This is a genomic window from Anabaenopsis arnoldii (assembly GCF_028331025.1).
GTDB classification, from domain to species: Bacteria; Cyanobacteriota; Cyanobacteriia; order Cyanobacteriales; family Nostocaceae; genus Anabaenopsis; species Anabaenopsis arnoldii.
On sequence record NZ_JAQMUH010000104.1, the window covers coordinates 20,211 to 34,544 of the forward strand.

The 14,334-nt window shown below is 41.4% G+C and carries 15 protein-coding genes and 1 pseudogene; 7 read left to right on the plus strand and 9 right to left on the minus strand.

The window, feature by feature from the left end:
* The first annotated feature begins 25 nt into the window (after window positions 1–25).
* The gene (gene kdpB, locus PN457_RS09550; protein WP_271732939.1) at window positions 26–2,149 is read left to right on the plus strand and encodes a potassium-transporting ATPase subunit KdpB; all 2,124 of its coding nucleotides are present in this window, start codon (window positions 26–28) and stop codon (window positions 2,147–2,149) included.
* A 101-nt stretch (window positions 2,150–2,250) separates the two neighbouring features.
* Entirely contained in the window at window positions 2,251–2,844 is a 594-nt protein-coding gene (kdpC, locus tag PN457_RS09555; RefSeq protein ID WP_271732940.1) for a K(+)-transporting ATPase subunit C, read from the plus strand.
* Between the two features lie 106 nt (window positions 2,845–2,950).
* On the opposite strand, the gene rpsD is transcribed toward kdpC, so the two are convergent.
* Window positions 2,951–3,559 carry a 30S ribosomal protein S4 gene (gene rpsD, locus PN457_RS09560; protein ID WP_271732942.1) on the minus strand — a complete coding sequence of 203 codons (609 nt, stop codon included), beginning with the start codon at window positions 3,557–3,559 and terminating at the stop codon, window positions 2,951–2,953.
* Window positions 3,560–3,758: 199 nt separating this feature from the next.
* Here rpsD and PN457_RS09565 point away from each other — a divergent pair, with 199 nt between their 5' ends.
* The 3 genes and pseudogenes from PN457_RS09565 (at window position 3,759) to PN457_RS09570 (ending at window position 7,193) form a co-directional block, all read left to right on the plus strand.
* Window positions 3,759–3,977, plus strand: a complete 219-nt coding sequence (locus PN457_RS09565; RefSeq protein ID WP_271732945.1) for a hypothetical protein — start codon at window positions 3,759–3,761, stop codon at window positions 3,975–3,977.
* 468 nt (window positions 3,978–4,445) lie between these two features.
* A pseudogene (locus tag PN457_RS18405) lies at window positions 4,446–4,625 on the plus strand (UvrD-helicase domain-containing protein); the annotation flags it as partial.
* A gap of 27 nt (window positions 4,626–4,652) precedes the next feature.
* Window positions 4,653–7,193: a 30S ribosomal protein S6 gene (locus tag PN457_RS09570; protein ID WP_271732947.1), complete on the plus strand. Its 2,541-nt coding sequence runs from the start codon at window positions 4,653–4,655 to the stop codon at window positions 7,191–7,193.
* 59 nt (window positions 7,194–7,252) lie between these two features.
* On the opposite strand, the gene PN457_RS09575 is transcribed toward PN457_RS09570, so the two are convergent.
* The 5 genes from PN457_RS09575 to PN457_RS09595 all read right to left on the minus strand — a co-directional run bounded on the left by PN457_RS09575 (window position 7,253) and on the right by PN457_RS09595 (window position 9,049).
* Complete coding sequence (locus tag PN457_RS09575; RefSeq protein WP_271732949.1) at window positions 7,253–7,498, minus strand: UPF0175 family protein; 246 nt, start codon at window positions 7,496–7,498, stop codon at window positions 7,253–7,255.
* A 164-nt stretch (window positions 7,499–7,662) separates the two neighbouring features.
* Window positions 7,663–7,899: a hypothetical protein gene (locus tag PN457_RS09580; RefSeq protein ID WP_271732950.1), complete on the minus strand. Its 237-nt coding sequence runs from the start codon at window positions 7,897–7,899 to the stop codon at window positions 7,663–7,665.
* 138 nt (window positions 7,900–8,037) lie between these two features.
* Entirely contained in the window at window positions 8,038–8,226 is a 189-nt protein-coding gene (locus PN457_RS09585) for a hypothetical protein (protein WP_271732952.1), read from the minus strand.
* A 65-nt stretch (window positions 8,227–8,291) separates the two neighbouring features.
* Window positions 8,292–8,645: a XisI protein gene (locus tag PN457_RS09590; protein WP_271732953.1), complete on the minus strand. Its 354-nt coding sequence runs from the start codon at window positions 8,643–8,645 to the stop codon at window positions 8,292–8,294.
* Window positions 8,633–9,049: a XisH family protein gene (locus tag PN457_RS09595; protein WP_271732955.1), complete on the minus strand. Its 417-nt coding sequence runs from the start codon at window positions 9,047–9,049 to the stop codon at window positions 8,633–8,635. Before PN457_RS09595 ends, PN457_RS09590 begins: the two co-directional genes overlap by 13 nt.
* Before the next feature lie 271 nt (window positions 9,050–9,320).
* Between PN457_RS09595 and PN457_RS09600 the strand changes: the two genes are divergently transcribed.
* Window positions 9,321–10,673 carry a helix-hairpin-helix domain-containing protein gene (locus PN457_RS09600; RefSeq protein WP_271732957.1) on the plus strand — a complete coding sequence of 451 codons (1,353 nt, stop codon included), beginning with the start codon at window positions 9,321–9,323 and terminating at the stop codon, window positions 10,671–10,673.
* 105 nt (window positions 10,674–10,778) lie between these two features.
* On the opposite strand, the gene PN457_RS09605 is transcribed toward PN457_RS09600, so the two are convergent.
* The gene (locus PN457_RS09605) at window positions 10,779–11,984 is read right to left on the minus strand and encodes a DUF4336 domain-containing protein (protein WP_271732959.1); all 1,206 of its coding nucleotides are present in this window, start codon (window positions 11,982–11,984) and stop codon (window positions 10,779–10,781) included.
* On the minus strand, window positions 11,985–12,773 hold the full coding sequence (locus PN457_RS09610) for a tryptophan-rich sensory protein (protein WP_271732961.1): 789 nt from the start codon (window positions 12,771–12,773) through the stop codon (window positions 11,985–11,987).
* 154 nt (window positions 12,774–12,927) lie between these two features.
* Between PN457_RS09610 and PN457_RS09615 the strand changes: the two genes are divergently transcribed.
* Window positions 12,928–13,602, plus strand: coding sequence for a dienelactone hydrolase family protein (locus PN457_RS09615; protein ID WP_271732962.1), 675 nt, complete (start codon window positions 12,928–12,930; stop codon window positions 13,600–13,602).
* 121 nt (window positions 13,603–13,723) lie between these two features.
* Here the strand turns inward: PN457_RS09615 and rpsU are convergent, their stop codons facing one another.
* Window positions 13,724–13,912, minus strand: a complete 189-nt coding sequence (rpsU, locus tag PN457_RS09620) for a 30S ribosomal protein S21 (RefSeq protein ID WP_017803988.1) — start codon at window positions 13,910–13,912, stop codon at window positions 13,724–13,726.
* Window positions 13,913–14,334 lie beyond the last annotated feature (422 nt).

Consider the following 14,334-nt stretch of genomic DNA (forward strand, 5'->3'; position numbering starts at 1 on the left):
CAACATTTCCTAAATATGAGATCAAATGAACGTTGCACCTACCTCTCAAGGTAAATCATCACGTTTTCGTCCTGGCGTAGACCGAACTTTACCTAGTCATCGCCGCCCCTCCCTCAAAAAAGCTAAGATAAATCGCAAAAAACTGTATATCAGAGCCATGAGGGATGCTTTTATCAAGCTGCATCCCGGGTATGCCGTCAAAAATCCAGTCATGTTTTTGGTTTGGCTGGGGACTGTTGTCACCCTAGTATTCACTATTGCGCCCAACTTATTGGGTCTATACCCGGAAAATCACCCACGTATTTTTTACGGATTGTTGACAGGAATTTGCTTTCTCACGGTTTGGCTGGCTAATTTTGCGGAAGCATTGGCACTGGGACGGGGGCAAGCCCAAGCAGATGTATTGCAAACTACAAAGTCAGAGGCGATCGCCAAAAAACTGGCTCCTGATGGCACAATTTGCCAAGTTTCTGCCACCAGTCTGAGAACAGGTGACACCATATATTTGGTAGCTGGGGATATGATTCCTGCTGATGGCAAAGTGATCATGGGTATGGCCTCTGTAGATGAATCAGTAATTACCGGTGAGACTGTACCAATACTGAAAGAATCAGGGACTAATGTTGCCAGTTCGGTGATCGGTGGTACCCATATCATCTCTGATGAACTGATTGTTCGCATTACATCTGACCCAGATCAAGGGTTTATTGACCGGATGATTGCTTTATTAGCAGGAACAAAACGCAGTAAAACACCGGGTGAAATCACCTTGATGATTTTCCTCGGTGTTTTGAGTTTAGTTGCTCTGTTAGTCGTGGCCACGTTGCCGGCTTTTGCTTACTATGTGGGTAGTCCGGTCAGTGTACCTATTTTGATAGCCCTGTTGGTAGCGCTGATTCCCACCACCATGGGCGGATTATTCAATACCATTAGTATTGCTGCTATGAATGGGGTTGCCCAATTTAACATCATTGCCACTTCCGAAGAAGCCCTAGAAGCTTGTGCTGATATCACCACCCTGATTCTTGACAAAACCGGGACAATCACCTTTGGCAACCGCTTGGCACAGGAGTTTATTCCCCTCAATGGCCATTCATTAGAGGAGATGGCTAATATTGCTTTGGCTGCCAGCGTATTTGATGATACATCTGAAGGGAAATCAATTACACTAGTGGCACAAAGCTTAGGCGGACAACTTGATTTTGACCTCAACCAAGCCCTAGGGGTAAAATTTTCTGAGGACACCCGCATGAGTGGCACAAACTTCGAGCGGGGACATAAAGCTCGCAAGGGAGCGGTAACAGCAATTAAAGAATTTATTCGTTTGGGTAATGGACAAGCACCTCCAGAATTGAATTCTGTCTGCGAAAAGATTTCCCAACAGGGAGGTACACCGCTGGCGGTTTGTCTAGATGAGGAAATTTATGGTGTGATTTACCTGAAAGACATAATTAAGCCGGGTATCTGCGAGGCTTGTCAGCAGTTAGGCTACATGGGTATCAATACTATATTACTGACTGGGGACAACCTGATTACGACATCTGTGATTGCCAACCTTGCAGGAGTTAATGACTTTGTTGGTGAAGCGACAGCAGAGGATAAAGTCAGTATTATCCACACAGAACAAACAGCAGGTAAAGTAGTAGCAATGATAGGAGACGGCTCTAATGATGCTGCTGCGCTCCTCAAAGCGAATGTTGGCGTGGTCATGAATACAGGTAGTCAAGCTGCTAAAGAAGCAGCCGATATCATAGATTTGGACTCTGACCCCACAAAGCTGATTGATCTAGTGAGGATTAGTCGGCAATTAGTAGTTACCCGTGGTGCTTTGACTACATTTTCCCTGGCGAATGATATTACTAAATACTTTCTAATTATCCCATTCATTTTTACCACTGTTCATCTGCAGGGTTTAAATATCATGAATTTATCCAGCGCGAATTCGGCTGTCATATCCACACTAATTTATAATGCTGTGACGATTCCGGCTTTAATTCCCTTAGCTTTGAGAGGTGTACAGGTAAAATATCTGCAAACTAATCAACTGCTGCTGCGCCATCTGTTGATTTATGGTTTGGGTGGAATAATTGCACCTTTGCTTGCTATTAAATTCATAGATATGCTCATTGCAACCACCGGTTGGGGATAGAAAAGCCCAAGGTTCTGACCCTATGGAAAACCGCTCAGGGGTCTACATCTGTGGTCAATTAATTCTTTTCTGAACTAGAAACTCACCGCCGATAAATTTTTATGAATTTTATTCGTGAAACTATCACAGCTTTTCGCATGACCTTAGTGCTTTGGTTACTAACGGCAATCATCTATCCTCTGGGGATCTTGGTCATAGGTCAAGCCTTCTTTCCTTTTGAAGCCAATGGCAGCGTTATGGTAAATTTAGACACTCAACCAATTGGTTCAGCTTTGATTGGTCAGACATTCACATCTGAGGGTTATTTTCACGGTCGTCCCAGTAGTGTGAGATACAGCCAAGGAAAACAAGCCAGCCCCACTGGGATATCAGGAGGAAGTAATTTTGCTCCTAGCAACCCGGCACTGTTAGAGCGAATTTTGGAACGGGCTACTGAATTACAAGAGGAAAATATTCAACCGCTGGCTGATTTAATTTATGCTTCTGGTTCTGGCTTAGACCCACATATTTCTTTGAGAGCAGCCCGCCAACAGTTGAGCCGAGTGGCTCTCGCCCGGGATGTGAAAGAGGATGAAATAATACGTTTAATTAGCCGATATACTGATAATAGATTTTTGGGGGTTTTTGGGGAGCCGGGTGTTAATGTTTTGCGATTGAATTATGCCCTTGACTTACAAGACATTAACTCTCAATAAAAATAGGTGATGGGTCATTGGTCAGCCCCTCTCCTTGATCGGGAAAGGGGCGGCGATGAGATTGGGTAATTGATTCAATCCGCAATCCAATGACTCGGTAAAATAATTAGGCTTGACGTGAGTAGTATTCCACTACGAGCAGCTCATTGACTTGTAATGCTACCCATTCTCGTTCAATAACGCCGTTAACCTTGCCAGTTAACTTAGCTTTGTCAAATTCCAGATGACTGGGGAGATTGGCTAATCCAGGATATTGCAAATTGGCTTCTACCAATTTCCGGGAAACTTCGCGGTCTCTGACTGCAACGACTTCACCGGGACGACACTGATAACTAGCAATATTGACTCTGCGACCGTTAACTGTTACGTGACCGTGATTTACCAGTTGGCGGGCGGCTGGAATGGTGGGAGCCATCCCCAAACGAAAAACGGTGTTGTCCAGGCGCATTTCTAGCAGTTGTAGCAGCACTTGTCCGGTGGAACCGGTGACGCGTCTAGCTTTACGTACATAGCGCAACAGTTGCTTTTCGGTTAAACCGTAGTTCATCCGAATCTTTTGCTTTTCTTCTAGACGAACTGCATACTCAGAGCGTTTTTTGCGGTTCTGACCATGCTGTCCTGGTGGATAGGCGCGTCTAGCACTTTTACGACTTAATCCTGGCAATTCGCCTAAGCGACGTACAATTCTGAGGCGTGGCCCTCTGTATCGGGACATGAGTTTCCTTAATCTATTCCTGTTAACTTTTAACTAGACATTGAATTTTGACACTTTCCTGATTATACATCAGGAAATTCCTGGCGATCTGAAACTGCTGACGAAGTTATAGCCTTTGTCGATCTCATGAGTCAGTTCCCGGACTTCTAGCTAAATTATCCTAGATTATCTCTGATTATGTGAGAAGTCGGGGATCTGTGTGACACCGAAGATCATGTATTTGATTATCTTGACGGGATGCGATAGCGCGATCGCTGCTGTTAAAGGCGATCGCCATTCCATATACGCCCATCCCTTTGTCAGGGGAGGGGTTGGGGGTGGGGTTAAACCTCGTCAAACTATTTCCAAAGGACGATCGCCAAGCGCTGCTGTTAAAGGCGATCGCGTAACACACAGGAAATTTACCCAGATATCATAAATATTCAACCCAGTACCGGCGAAATAGTTTTATATTCCCAAAAATCTATCTTTAGGTAGATGACAAAATTACATAAATAGTATTACTGAGATTTAATAAATAAATGACACATTTATTTATTAAATCTCAGTCGAGTGTGGTATTATAAATTTCACCTATTTAAAATGCTTGAAAAAGTTATTTTTCTCATAAAAACTGCGCTTTTCCTGTAATCTCATGGTGATCGCACAATTTTTGTTGTGGAGAGAAACAAAGATAAGAGGAGAGTTTAGTACAGCCTATCGTCAATACTACTTAATCTGTGTACTCTTGGCTGAGGTATTTTGAGATACTACTAAGCATTTACAGCATGACTGGGGATATTTGGTGAACAATTTACCCTTACAGGGTTATTGCAGTGTCAGTGGAGAAACAAATACATGATTGAATTAACAAGACTGGTAGCAACTGGTAATTGGGATTAAGCCCATTAGTCAAAGTTTTACTAGTCAAGCTAGTCCTCAGCAGTTAAACGCAATCCAGACCACCGAAAGACCTTTACTTATTATTTCCGCGCCTGGTTCTGGTAAAACCTTTACTCTTGTTGAGCGTATTGTTTACTTAATTACTCACAAAAGCGTAAAGCCTGAAAATTTATTAGTTGTTACTTTTACAGATAGGGATATCAGAAAAGACATGAATAGATATTATGGGATGGTTTGTATTATAAGCTCTGCTCTTTCAGAACAAGAAGTTGAACAGGTTATTCAAGAATCTTCTCATCTCATTGCAGAGCATGGTGGAACAGAAATTAAATCCAATAAATTGGGTAAAAGACTTCTAGCTTATCCTATTGTTAAAAAAGGTCAGGGAATTCTGATTAAGACCAATTTTCTCAAATCGAGTCGCAAAGTAGCTGGTATATATATTCAAATACAATATCTAGCTGATAGTAAAGAAGTTTCTGAAATCATCAAAGGATTAGAAGCTAAACAAGAATTTGTTCGTTGTTTAATTGTTAAATTAAACAACGAACAAGATGATTGGATAATACAACCTAAACGAAGTAGCAAAAGAAGCGTCAAGATTATAGATAAGAAGATTATACATAAAATTGAGCAACAACAAATTCAGCAAAAAATTATAGTTGACGATCATGATGAAGAGGATAATGGTGATGAACAGGATGATGAAAAACCACCAGTTTTGTCATCGGAAGAAAGAAAAAGAATTACAGAAAAAAATATTAACTATCTGCGTATAACAGTAGATCAAAATACTGAATTATCTAAGCTAAAAAAAGCAGCAAATAATGATGCTTGGGAAGATTTAACAAAATGGATTGCTGAATCTATTTGTGATATTAATTTCGGCGCAGCTAGTAAATCAGTTACAAGATTAACCACAAGAGTCCGACATAAAACTCCCCGTGAAATAGCACAGAGACTAATTATTCATAAATCCTTACAAGCAGCAGGATTAGAATTAATTGGAGATGTGGTAGCAACGGTTAATAATATTTTAGATGGATTAGGAGCAGAGGGGATTGATCTGCCAAAAATAGCCAAATTAGGGGCAGAGATGGTTTGTCAAATCGCAGAGATTTATGGATTTAATATAGATGCTCCTGAAAGAAAACAAGAAGCTTTATTTATATTTGGCTTTATTTTCTTAGGAGAAAAACTAATAGATATAGGAATAGATTGGTTAAAGTTGGGTTACATTAATAAACTCCTAAAAGTGGGCAGTAAAGCCTTAATGATTTATGGTCTAGGTCATGCGGCTTGTTTCTATTATGAATATAAACATGAATCTAAATTTAGTCTCATTCCTCCAGATGATTTACTTAATAAATTGCGTCGAGAAAGAGATGATTACTTCCCCAATGATGTATCAGAAGCAACTGTCAAAGAAAAATTAAGACTAGAAATTTCCAATGCTTTCCCTGAAATTAACTATGAAGATTTAAAGTGTCTACTAGCAGAAAAAAAATGGAGAGAAGCAGATGCAGAAACAGAATATATAATTTCAGAGTTATTAAATAGAGAGATTAAAGACGACACTAGCAAGATATTTGCCAAAGATATCAATAAAATTGATCAGTTATGGTATCATTACAGTCAAGGTAAGTTTGGTTTCCAAGTCCAAAGAGATATTTTTCACCAATCTGATATCAATAAAAAAATTGGTAAGTTTGGAGAAGCATTAGGTTGGCGTGGAGAAGCATCTTTAGGTATTGGTGAGTTTAGTTGGAAAGACTATGATGAATTAGTTTTTGAACTTGATCAATCACCCAAAGGACATCTACCTGCTTTTTGGTTTTATAAATATGAAAAGCACAAATATTTTATTGTAAAATATTTGAAACCAATACTAGAAAGAGATGATTGGCACAATATAAAAGCTTTACCTTTATCTGAAGATGTCAAATTAGCACCAACACTTGATGATGGTGGGGTTAACTTACTTCTCCAAGCTTCAACCACAGATGAATCAGCCGATGTCAAAGATGATAAAGGTGATGAACAGGATCATGGTTATGAAGAGGATAATGGTTATGAAGATGTATCAGAAGCAAACGCTTATCAAGCAGAAAAATCACTAACATCATGGGAGTTAGAATATACCCTCACTGGACATTCAGGGTCGGTTTGTTCAGTAGCCTTCAGCCCGGATGGTCGCACCTTAGCTTCTGCGAGTTGGCGAACCATCCAACTGTGGGATGTAGCAACCCAAGAGGAAATCGCCACTCTCACCCGACATTCATATGGGGTTTTGTCAGTAGCCTTCAGCCCGGATGGTCGCACCTTAGCTTCTGGGAGTGATGATGGCACCATAAAACTGTGGGATGTAGCAACCCAAGGGTCAATCGCTACTCTCACCGGACATTCAGGGTCGGTTCGTTCAGTAGCCTTCAGCCCGGATGGTCGCACCTTAGCTTCTGGGAGTAGGGATGAAACCATCAAACTGTGGGATGTAGCAACCCAAGGGTCAATCGCCACCCTCACCGGACATTCAAATTGGGTTCGTTCAGTAGCCTTCAGCCCGGATGGTCGCACCTTAGCTTCTGGGAGTGATGATGAAACTATCAAACTGTGGGATGTCGCCACCCAAGGGTCAATCGCCACCCTCACCGGACATTCATATGGGGTTTGGTCAGTAGCCTTCAGCCCGGATGGTCGCACCTTAGCCTCTGGGAGTGAGGATAGCACCATCAAGATTTGGCGAAGGCGTTAATTACAGCGCATTTCATCTGAGTACGGAAGCCAGGCTTTAGACAGTGAGGGAAGCTATAATCACAGTAAACCCATTGATTGCAGTGTCTTGATATCAGATTGAAAATCTTCAACATCATAGTTAATGTGTAAACCTCGTTTTGCTAGTTGATGCTGAAATTCTAGGACTGTGATTCCTGTCCATGCTCGGACTTTACCACTGCTAATTTTACCTTGTTGGTAAAGCAAAATGGCAATTTCTAATTTGAGTTCGTCTTCAGTCATGATTGAAGCTCTAAGGATATCATTGGGAATTATGACGCTCATTTGAGAAAACTCCAAGTCCTAATATATGTTTATTCTAATTTTTCTCTCATGCTGGGTGGGAATTGAATGTCTAAGTATTCTACTGAAAGTTTACCAGAGATGAGACGAGTTAGGAGGCGATCGCGTGTTTGTTTGAGAATATTATTTACTTTATTAATACTTCATTATTTTTCCAGCAAACGTTGTTGATACTCATTCTGCGGTTCATGATTTAATATAGATAATTGATCAACCTTTTCAAACCACCGCTTCCACCTATCCGTTAAAGATTCTGAAGATTGAACATTAACTGCTTGATTTTGCTGTTGTGCAATCAAGAAATCAATAAACTCATCTACCCTCGATACCAGAGGATCTGGTAATTGTTGTAACTTATTAACCACAACTTCACGAGTATTCATAGATTTATTCCTTTACTCTTTACTTAATGATAAGGTAATTATCCCCCGCAATCTCTTTAATATAGTCATCCTATTTGACTTGAGAAATTATCACTGAGGAAAGGGAACAGGGAACAGGGAACAGGGAACAGAAATTGTTCATGAATCATTTAGGATTGCTATATTATGGGCAATAATCCCCTCTAACAAATGCACCTCTTGATTTAACTCTAAAATCTCCTCAATAAACTCCTCTTGCGTTTTCCCATCTTCCTCTATCACCACCCCCACATACCGCCCAGGATTTAAAGAATAATCCTGTTCCTTCACTTCCTCCAAAGTTGCCAACGCGCATATTTTTAGATTATCTGGGTTTATACGGAGTCGTGCAAGATTTGAGTCCCCCATGCTCCTCATGCGGTAGCAAATTCTGTCAAACCCCGTTTATTGGGATGATGAAAGCCTAAAACAATATCACTTTGGGGTATTCCGGCTGATAATAAGTCGTCAACAACACATAAATTTGTTGCGTCTTCTTCTACCCAAATTTTGCCATTTTTAATGCACAGATACATGATGATATGCTGGACTAACTTTTTATCATCCCAGCCAAACCGAAACCAAAGATATTGGTCTCTTGCTTCGTCAAAAGCCAAGCGATCACTTGCTTCAATTTCTCGATTTTCTCTATCTTGATTCTTGGTCATTTGATAATATTCAGTCAATATTTTCTGAATCGCCTCACGGTATTTTTCTAGCTTATCCATTGTTTTATTACCTCCTTTTCCATATCTACAACTATTAACAAAACGTTATTTTCATTACTTACTACCTGTACAGATTTTCGTTGAAAAAACTCTCCATAAACGACATCATCAACGGCTAGATATAGTTTATATTCTGGTTCAGTAAGTTGAATAAGTTTACGATAGACAATGTATTGACCTAAAGCACTATGAAAATCGTACATTAGCGACTTGCCCACAAAACTCTTAATTTCTACAACAATCTTTTGTCCTTGGCGTTCTGCGGCCAGAGGTTTTTCTGCTGCTAAATCAGCGAAGAGTTCAGCGTCCTCATATTTAATAAAGTATGGATCATCCGTAATAGTCCAACCGTCTTTTATTAATGCGTTTTTTACTCTATCATGGTATAAATCTTTCGCTGGCATAGTTAATTGAGTAATTAACACTTTCATTCTAAAAAATTTTAAATGCCAGTCACAGCTTTATTATAATAAACTCGCCTCTACCCTGCTTCCCCTCTCCCTTGCTCCCTCTTTCCCATCTCTAAATGTCTAGACTTGTCTAGGATTTATATAGCAGTTGATGAAATGCGATCGCCCCTAGAAGCAGCTACAGAAAACCGCTCAAAGATCAAGTAGTGTTAAACTTCAAAAGCACCAACACCTTAAACTGGGTATAGATGATGGGTGGGTAAAAATGGTCAAAATCACTGGACGTAAATTTGTAGGTGGAGAAAATGTTTATGATATTGGGGTTGAGGGTGACCATAATTTTGTGATTAAAAATGGTCTCATAGCCTCTAATTGTTTCAATAAGTCTCATTCCACCGCCTATGGATATGTAACTTATCAAACTGCGTATTTAAAGGCTAATTATCCGTTGGAGTATATGGCGGCACTGTTGACGGCGAACAGTGGCGATACGGATAAGGTGCAGAAGTATATTAATAACTGCGCTAATATGGGGATTACAATAGATGCCCCGGATATTAATCGTTCTGGTCTGGATTTTACACCGATAGATGGAAAGATTTTATTATTTGGATTTACAGCGGTGCGGAATGTGGGACAAAATGCGATCGCCTGTATTTTGTCAGCGAGAAATGAGGGGGGTGATTTTCAGTCTCTGGGGGATTTTTGCGATCGCGTGGATTTGCGTGCTATTAACCGGCGGACTGTGGAATCTTTGATCCAGTGTGGAGCTTTTGATAAAATTGAATCAAATCGTCACCAATTAATCCGTGATTTAGAACTAGTTTATGATTGGGCGCAATCCCGCGCCAAAGATAGGGCTATAGGTCAGGGTAATCTTTTTGATTACTTAGGTACTAGTAATAGTACTAGTAAGCAAACAGGGAACAATAGTTTTGAAACAGTTCCTAAAGCTGAACCTGTGGCTGATTTTATGCCCCAGGAGAAGTTACGCATGGAAAAGGAATTACTGGGTTTTTATGTATCAGATCATCCCTTAAAGTCCTTAAAGCCAGCAGCATCGCTGCTGACTCCGATTAACCTTTCACAATTTAAAGAACAAACAAAAGATACAAAAGTTTGTGCCGTGGTGATGCTGAACAATGTCAAAAAAGTGATGACTAAGAAAGGCGACCAGATGGCAATTTTACAAATAGAGGATTTAACTGGACAATCGGAAGCGGTGGTTTTTGCCAAAACCTATGAACGCATCAGTGAGCAACTGGAAGTTGATGCGAGGTTAATTGTCTGGGGTAAAGTAGATCGGCGAGATGATCAAAATCAACTGATTGTTGAAGATGTAGAAAAAGTTGAGCAAGTGCAAATGGTGATGGTGGAACTGAATCCGCAACAAGTAAGTGACATCCAAACCATGCATAATTTAAGGACGATTTTACAAGAACATACAGGGGACAAAGAAAGGGCAAAAATTCCGGTGGTGGGAATTATACAATCAGAAACTGCTCGGGAATTGGTTCGCTTTGGTTGGCAATATTGCGTTCAAGATTCTCAGAGTACAGTGGAAGCTTTGCAAAATGCTAGATTTAACGCAAATATTAAATCCCTCACAGGCAGTTAATAAAGCCTTTTTCAGGCTCATGAAGTACACACCAATTCCCTGTTCCCTGTTCCCTGTTCCCTATTCCCTTTCCTCACTGATAATTTCTCAACTCAAATACGAGTCCTATATTTTCTCTTGAGGTGGCTTTGCAATACCTTGCTTGAGGAGAGTGGCCTCAATTTCCCTGATGAATTGCATATCTTCGGGGGAGAGGTGCTGGTTTAGGTTTCCAGAATCTTCGCTGAAAGGGGGTTGCTTGTGGAGAAAATCGAATGCTTGGCGGAATTGATGGGGACAGGCTTTAATAGGGGAGTCAAAATGACAAGCAATAATCTGGCGAAAATCCCAGGTTGCTACTTGTTCAGCCCACGTTAGGACTTGTTGAGGTGCTTGGGGTAAAATGAGAACTTGGAGGATGGGGGCTACAAAGGGTCGTCCATTACCTTGGAGGGTATAGAAAGACTTTTGCCAATCTTCTCGCCACCGAAAGGGAAATAAACCAAAGTAAGCTTTTGGTGAATGGTCTGGTGCTTGGAAAGCATCCCGTAACATTTCCCCTAATCCAGTGGTTGCTAAGGAATGAGGACTAAAGTAGACTGCAAATAGTGAAATACGTTGCCATCCCTTGCGGCGATTTTCTGGATGATCTGTGATGGTTTCCCCTGCATGATCCCGAGCATGGAATAGTAAGGGGTAAGGGTCTAATTGGGTGATTGGGGGTGGTTCTTCGGGTATGGACAGTATGGAGTCAGTGAGAAGTAGGGTGTGCGATCGCTTGTGAAAAAATGCCACTTCTACAAATGAACCGCGTCCCAAGTTGATATCTAGTACCTGATAATCGAACTCATCAGCAAAAGGACTGTGACTACTATCTTCTGGGAGTACCTGAGTGCGTTGTGGGGGAAAACCCAGCCAACTTAGGGGTAAATTGATGGGGAAACTCCATTGATGGGGAGCAACAAAAACCTGTGCTTGGGGGAAGCGGCGAGCAAAAGGACCGACAAAAACCTTATGTTCTAGACCGGAGCTAGTGGGGAGAATAATGTATTTAACATGGCCGTGTTGTGTGACTAAGTTGTTAACGAGGCGGACACATTCAGGAGTGGGAGCCACTGGGGCGTAAACCAGAAGCCCACCCTGTGCTAGTTTAACCACGGTCATCCGAATCGGCACAACAGTGTAGAGAATGCCTTGAAGCTGATCGAATGTCCAGATAGTATCTTTAAGTATTTCTGAGCAAATTGTCCGCCGTTTACCGTAGGGATATAGAGGTACAGCGGGCCAGAAGTGCCATGACCAATCTCGGGGATGAGTACTGGATTGTTCCATTTATGTGCGTGGACGTTGAGGTTTTACACTGTTAATTGTGATTATTGCCACTAAGACGATGGCGAAAACTAGTGCCAGGTTTCTCAGTAAAGAATTTTGCCACTGCTTGATTGCGATCGCCACCAATGCCCAAACTGTGACTCCTGTATAGGCAAAGTCTCGGTGTTGGGTGAGAATGAGGGCGGCAACAGTAAAAGCCACTAATAACATAATAGCAGTCCATATTTCAGGGGAAATCCCCCAGCCTTGCCAACGGTGAAAATACAAAGCAGAGGCTACATTAACAATAGTTGCTACACTAATCCAGCCCAGATAAATACTGATAGGGAAGTGAACACACCACCTCTTGATTTGAGAAACAGATTTTTTGCCAATGCCTAGGCGCAAATAGATAGCAATGAGTGGTATGAGAATTAAGAGTATGGCGATCGCAGACAGGGTAAAGAGTTGGGAGAGGAAAAGATATACCCAGATAATTTGAGCCGCAGAGGCAATCACCAACAAGTACCCGCTTTTGCGTAAATCGTCATCATACCTGTGGTTGGGGAGAAATTGATAAATTCCGAAAGTGAATAAACCTAGATAAATCAGTCCCCAAATAGCAAAAGCATAGTTAGCGGGGATAATCAGGACATTAGCGAAGAAAGTATTAGAAATTTGTCCTATAGTCAATCCCCGGAGCGGATAAATATTAGATACTACGTTGACGACAAAACCGGCAATAATGGCGCTCAAAGTCGCAACTTGCCTGATCAAATCCCCATCATTTCCAGATGTAGAATTCTGCATAAGAGAATCATAAGATTTATGTCCTGGTCTACTTTTATTTTACCGCTTTATGGACTAGGGGTTGATTTTGACAAACTGCCTCATAGCAGAAGTATAAAATACCAAAAAAATATCAAATATAAATAGGCAACAAACCATCAAAGGAGGTTTGTCAGTGGATAACACATTTACACAGAACCAACATTTAGTATCAGTGGCGGCAGGTGAAGTAAACTTAGAGGGGAATTTGGTGATTCCTGATGGAGCCACAGGTATAGTAGTATTTGCTCATGGTAGTGGTAGCAGTCGCCATAGTCCCCGTAATCGATATGTTGCTGGGGTTTTACAACAGGCTGGACTAGGAACGCTCCTAATTGACTTACTAACTCATGAAGAGGAAAAAATTGACCTGATAACCAGACATTTGCGCTTTGATATTGAATTATTGGCATCGCGATTAGTGGATACCACAGACTGGCTAGGAAAGTACCCAGAAACTCATCACCTGCAAATAGGTTACTTTGGAGCGAGTACAGGGGGCGGTGCGGCTCTGGTAGCTGCGGCCAAACGCCCTGAGTCTGTGAAAGCTGTAGTTTCTCGCGGCGGGAGACCTGATTTAGCCGGTTCGGCGTTACCTGATGTCCAAGCACCAACACTGCTGATTGTTGGTGGATACGATAGGCCAGTGATCGAGATGAATCAGGATGCACTGGAACAATTACGTACACAAAAGCAGTTAGAAATTATTCCCAGAGCCTCCCATTTGTTTGAAGAACCGGGGACATTGGCAGCAGTAGCACAGTTGGCGAGTGAGTGGTTTACCCGTTACCTGACACCGGAAAGCTCATAAGCAAAGCCCTCAGATAGTCTCTGGGGGCTTTGATGGAAAAGAATATTGTCCCACCCTTTGCTGGGTAGGACTGGCTATCTATTCCCATGCTATAGGCGGATGGGAAACTCGGCAAAAGAGGTTAATTGCGGAAACGTCTCTTACTTTGCCTGTGTTTGGCAATTTCTTTGCGCTTGCGTTTTTCCAGAGGGGTTTCAAAGTGACGATGCTTCCTCATATCTGGAAAAATACCTGCTTTAGACACTTCTCGCTTAAACCGACGTAAAGCTGACTCGATAGCTTCATTTTCACCCACTATGATTTGGGTCATTATCTCTCCTAATAAGTTGATTTAATTGATCGTTCGACAGTCGTAACGAATTCAGTTACCTAGAGTATACAAAAAACAGACCTTTGTGATTGAAAGCTGAGTAAGGTTTATGGGAGCCGCTAACCTATCGGCGGTTCTGTAAAACCTAGCCAAAGCTATACAATTGCGGCAGAAGCTGACCAAAACCAGAGTAAATCTGTTGCCTGAGCAGTTCAAAACCATATATCATCTTCGGTGTTTAGTCACTGTTTTAAGGTGGTCTTAGTATGACTACTAAGGGGTTTGTGCAACTTTTAAGCTAATCAAAGCGATTAAACTAGATTAACTACGGCATCCGTCAATTCTGACTTGTCAGAAAGCACGATAGAATCATGGGTCACGGTAAAGGCAGTTGCTTGCAAAGCACGCAATAAAATATTGCG

Bases quoted from the DNA above. Each gene is read 5' to 3' on its own strand.
- PN457_RS09595 (WP_271732955.1), bottom strand. From the start codon at position 9,049: ATGCCAGCGAAAGATTTATACCATGATAGAGTAAAAAACGCATTAATA.
- PN457_RS09605 (WP_271732959.1), bottom strand. From the start codon at position 11,984: ATGGAACAATCCAGTACTCATCCCCGAGATTGGTCATGGCACTTCTGG.
- kdpC (WP_271732940.1), top strand. From the start codon at position 2,251: ATGAATTTTATTCGTGAAACTATCACAGCTTTTCGCATGACCTTAGTG.
- rpsU (WP_017803988.1), bottom strand. From the start codon at position 13,912: ATGACCCAAATCATAGTGGGTGAAAATGAAGCTATCGAGTCAGCTTTA.
- PN457_RS09570 (WP_271732947.1), top strand. From the start codon at position 4,653: ATGAATAGATATTATGGGATGGTTTGTATTATAAGCTCTGCTCTTTCA.
- PN457_RS09580 (WP_271732950.1), bottom strand. From the start codon at position 7,899: ATGAATACTCGTGAAGTTGTGGTTAATAAGTTACAACAATTACCAGAT.
- PN457_RS09590 (WP_271732953.1), bottom strand. From the start codon at position 8,645: ATGGATAAGCTAGAAAAATACCGTGAGGCGATTCAGAAAATATTGACT.
- kdpB (WP_271732939.1), top strand. From the start codon at position 26: ATGAACGTTGCACCTACCTCTCAAGGTAAATCATCACGTTTTCGTCCT.
- PN457_RS09575 (WP_271732949.1), bottom strand. From the start codon at position 7,498: ATGAGCGTCATAATTCCCAATGATATCCTTAGAGCTTCAATCATGACT.
- rpsD (WP_271732942.1), bottom strand. From the start codon at position 3,559: ATGTCCCGATACAGAGGGCCACGCCTCAGAATTGTACGTCGCTTAGGC.
- PN457_RS09600 (WP_271732957.1), top strand. From the start codon at position 9,321: ATGGTCAAAATCACTGGACGTAAATTTGTAGGTGGAGAAAATGTTTAT.
- PN457_RS09610 (WP_271732961.1), bottom strand. From the start codon at position 12,773: ATGCAGAATTCTACATCTGGAAATGATGGGGATTTGATCAGGCAAGTT.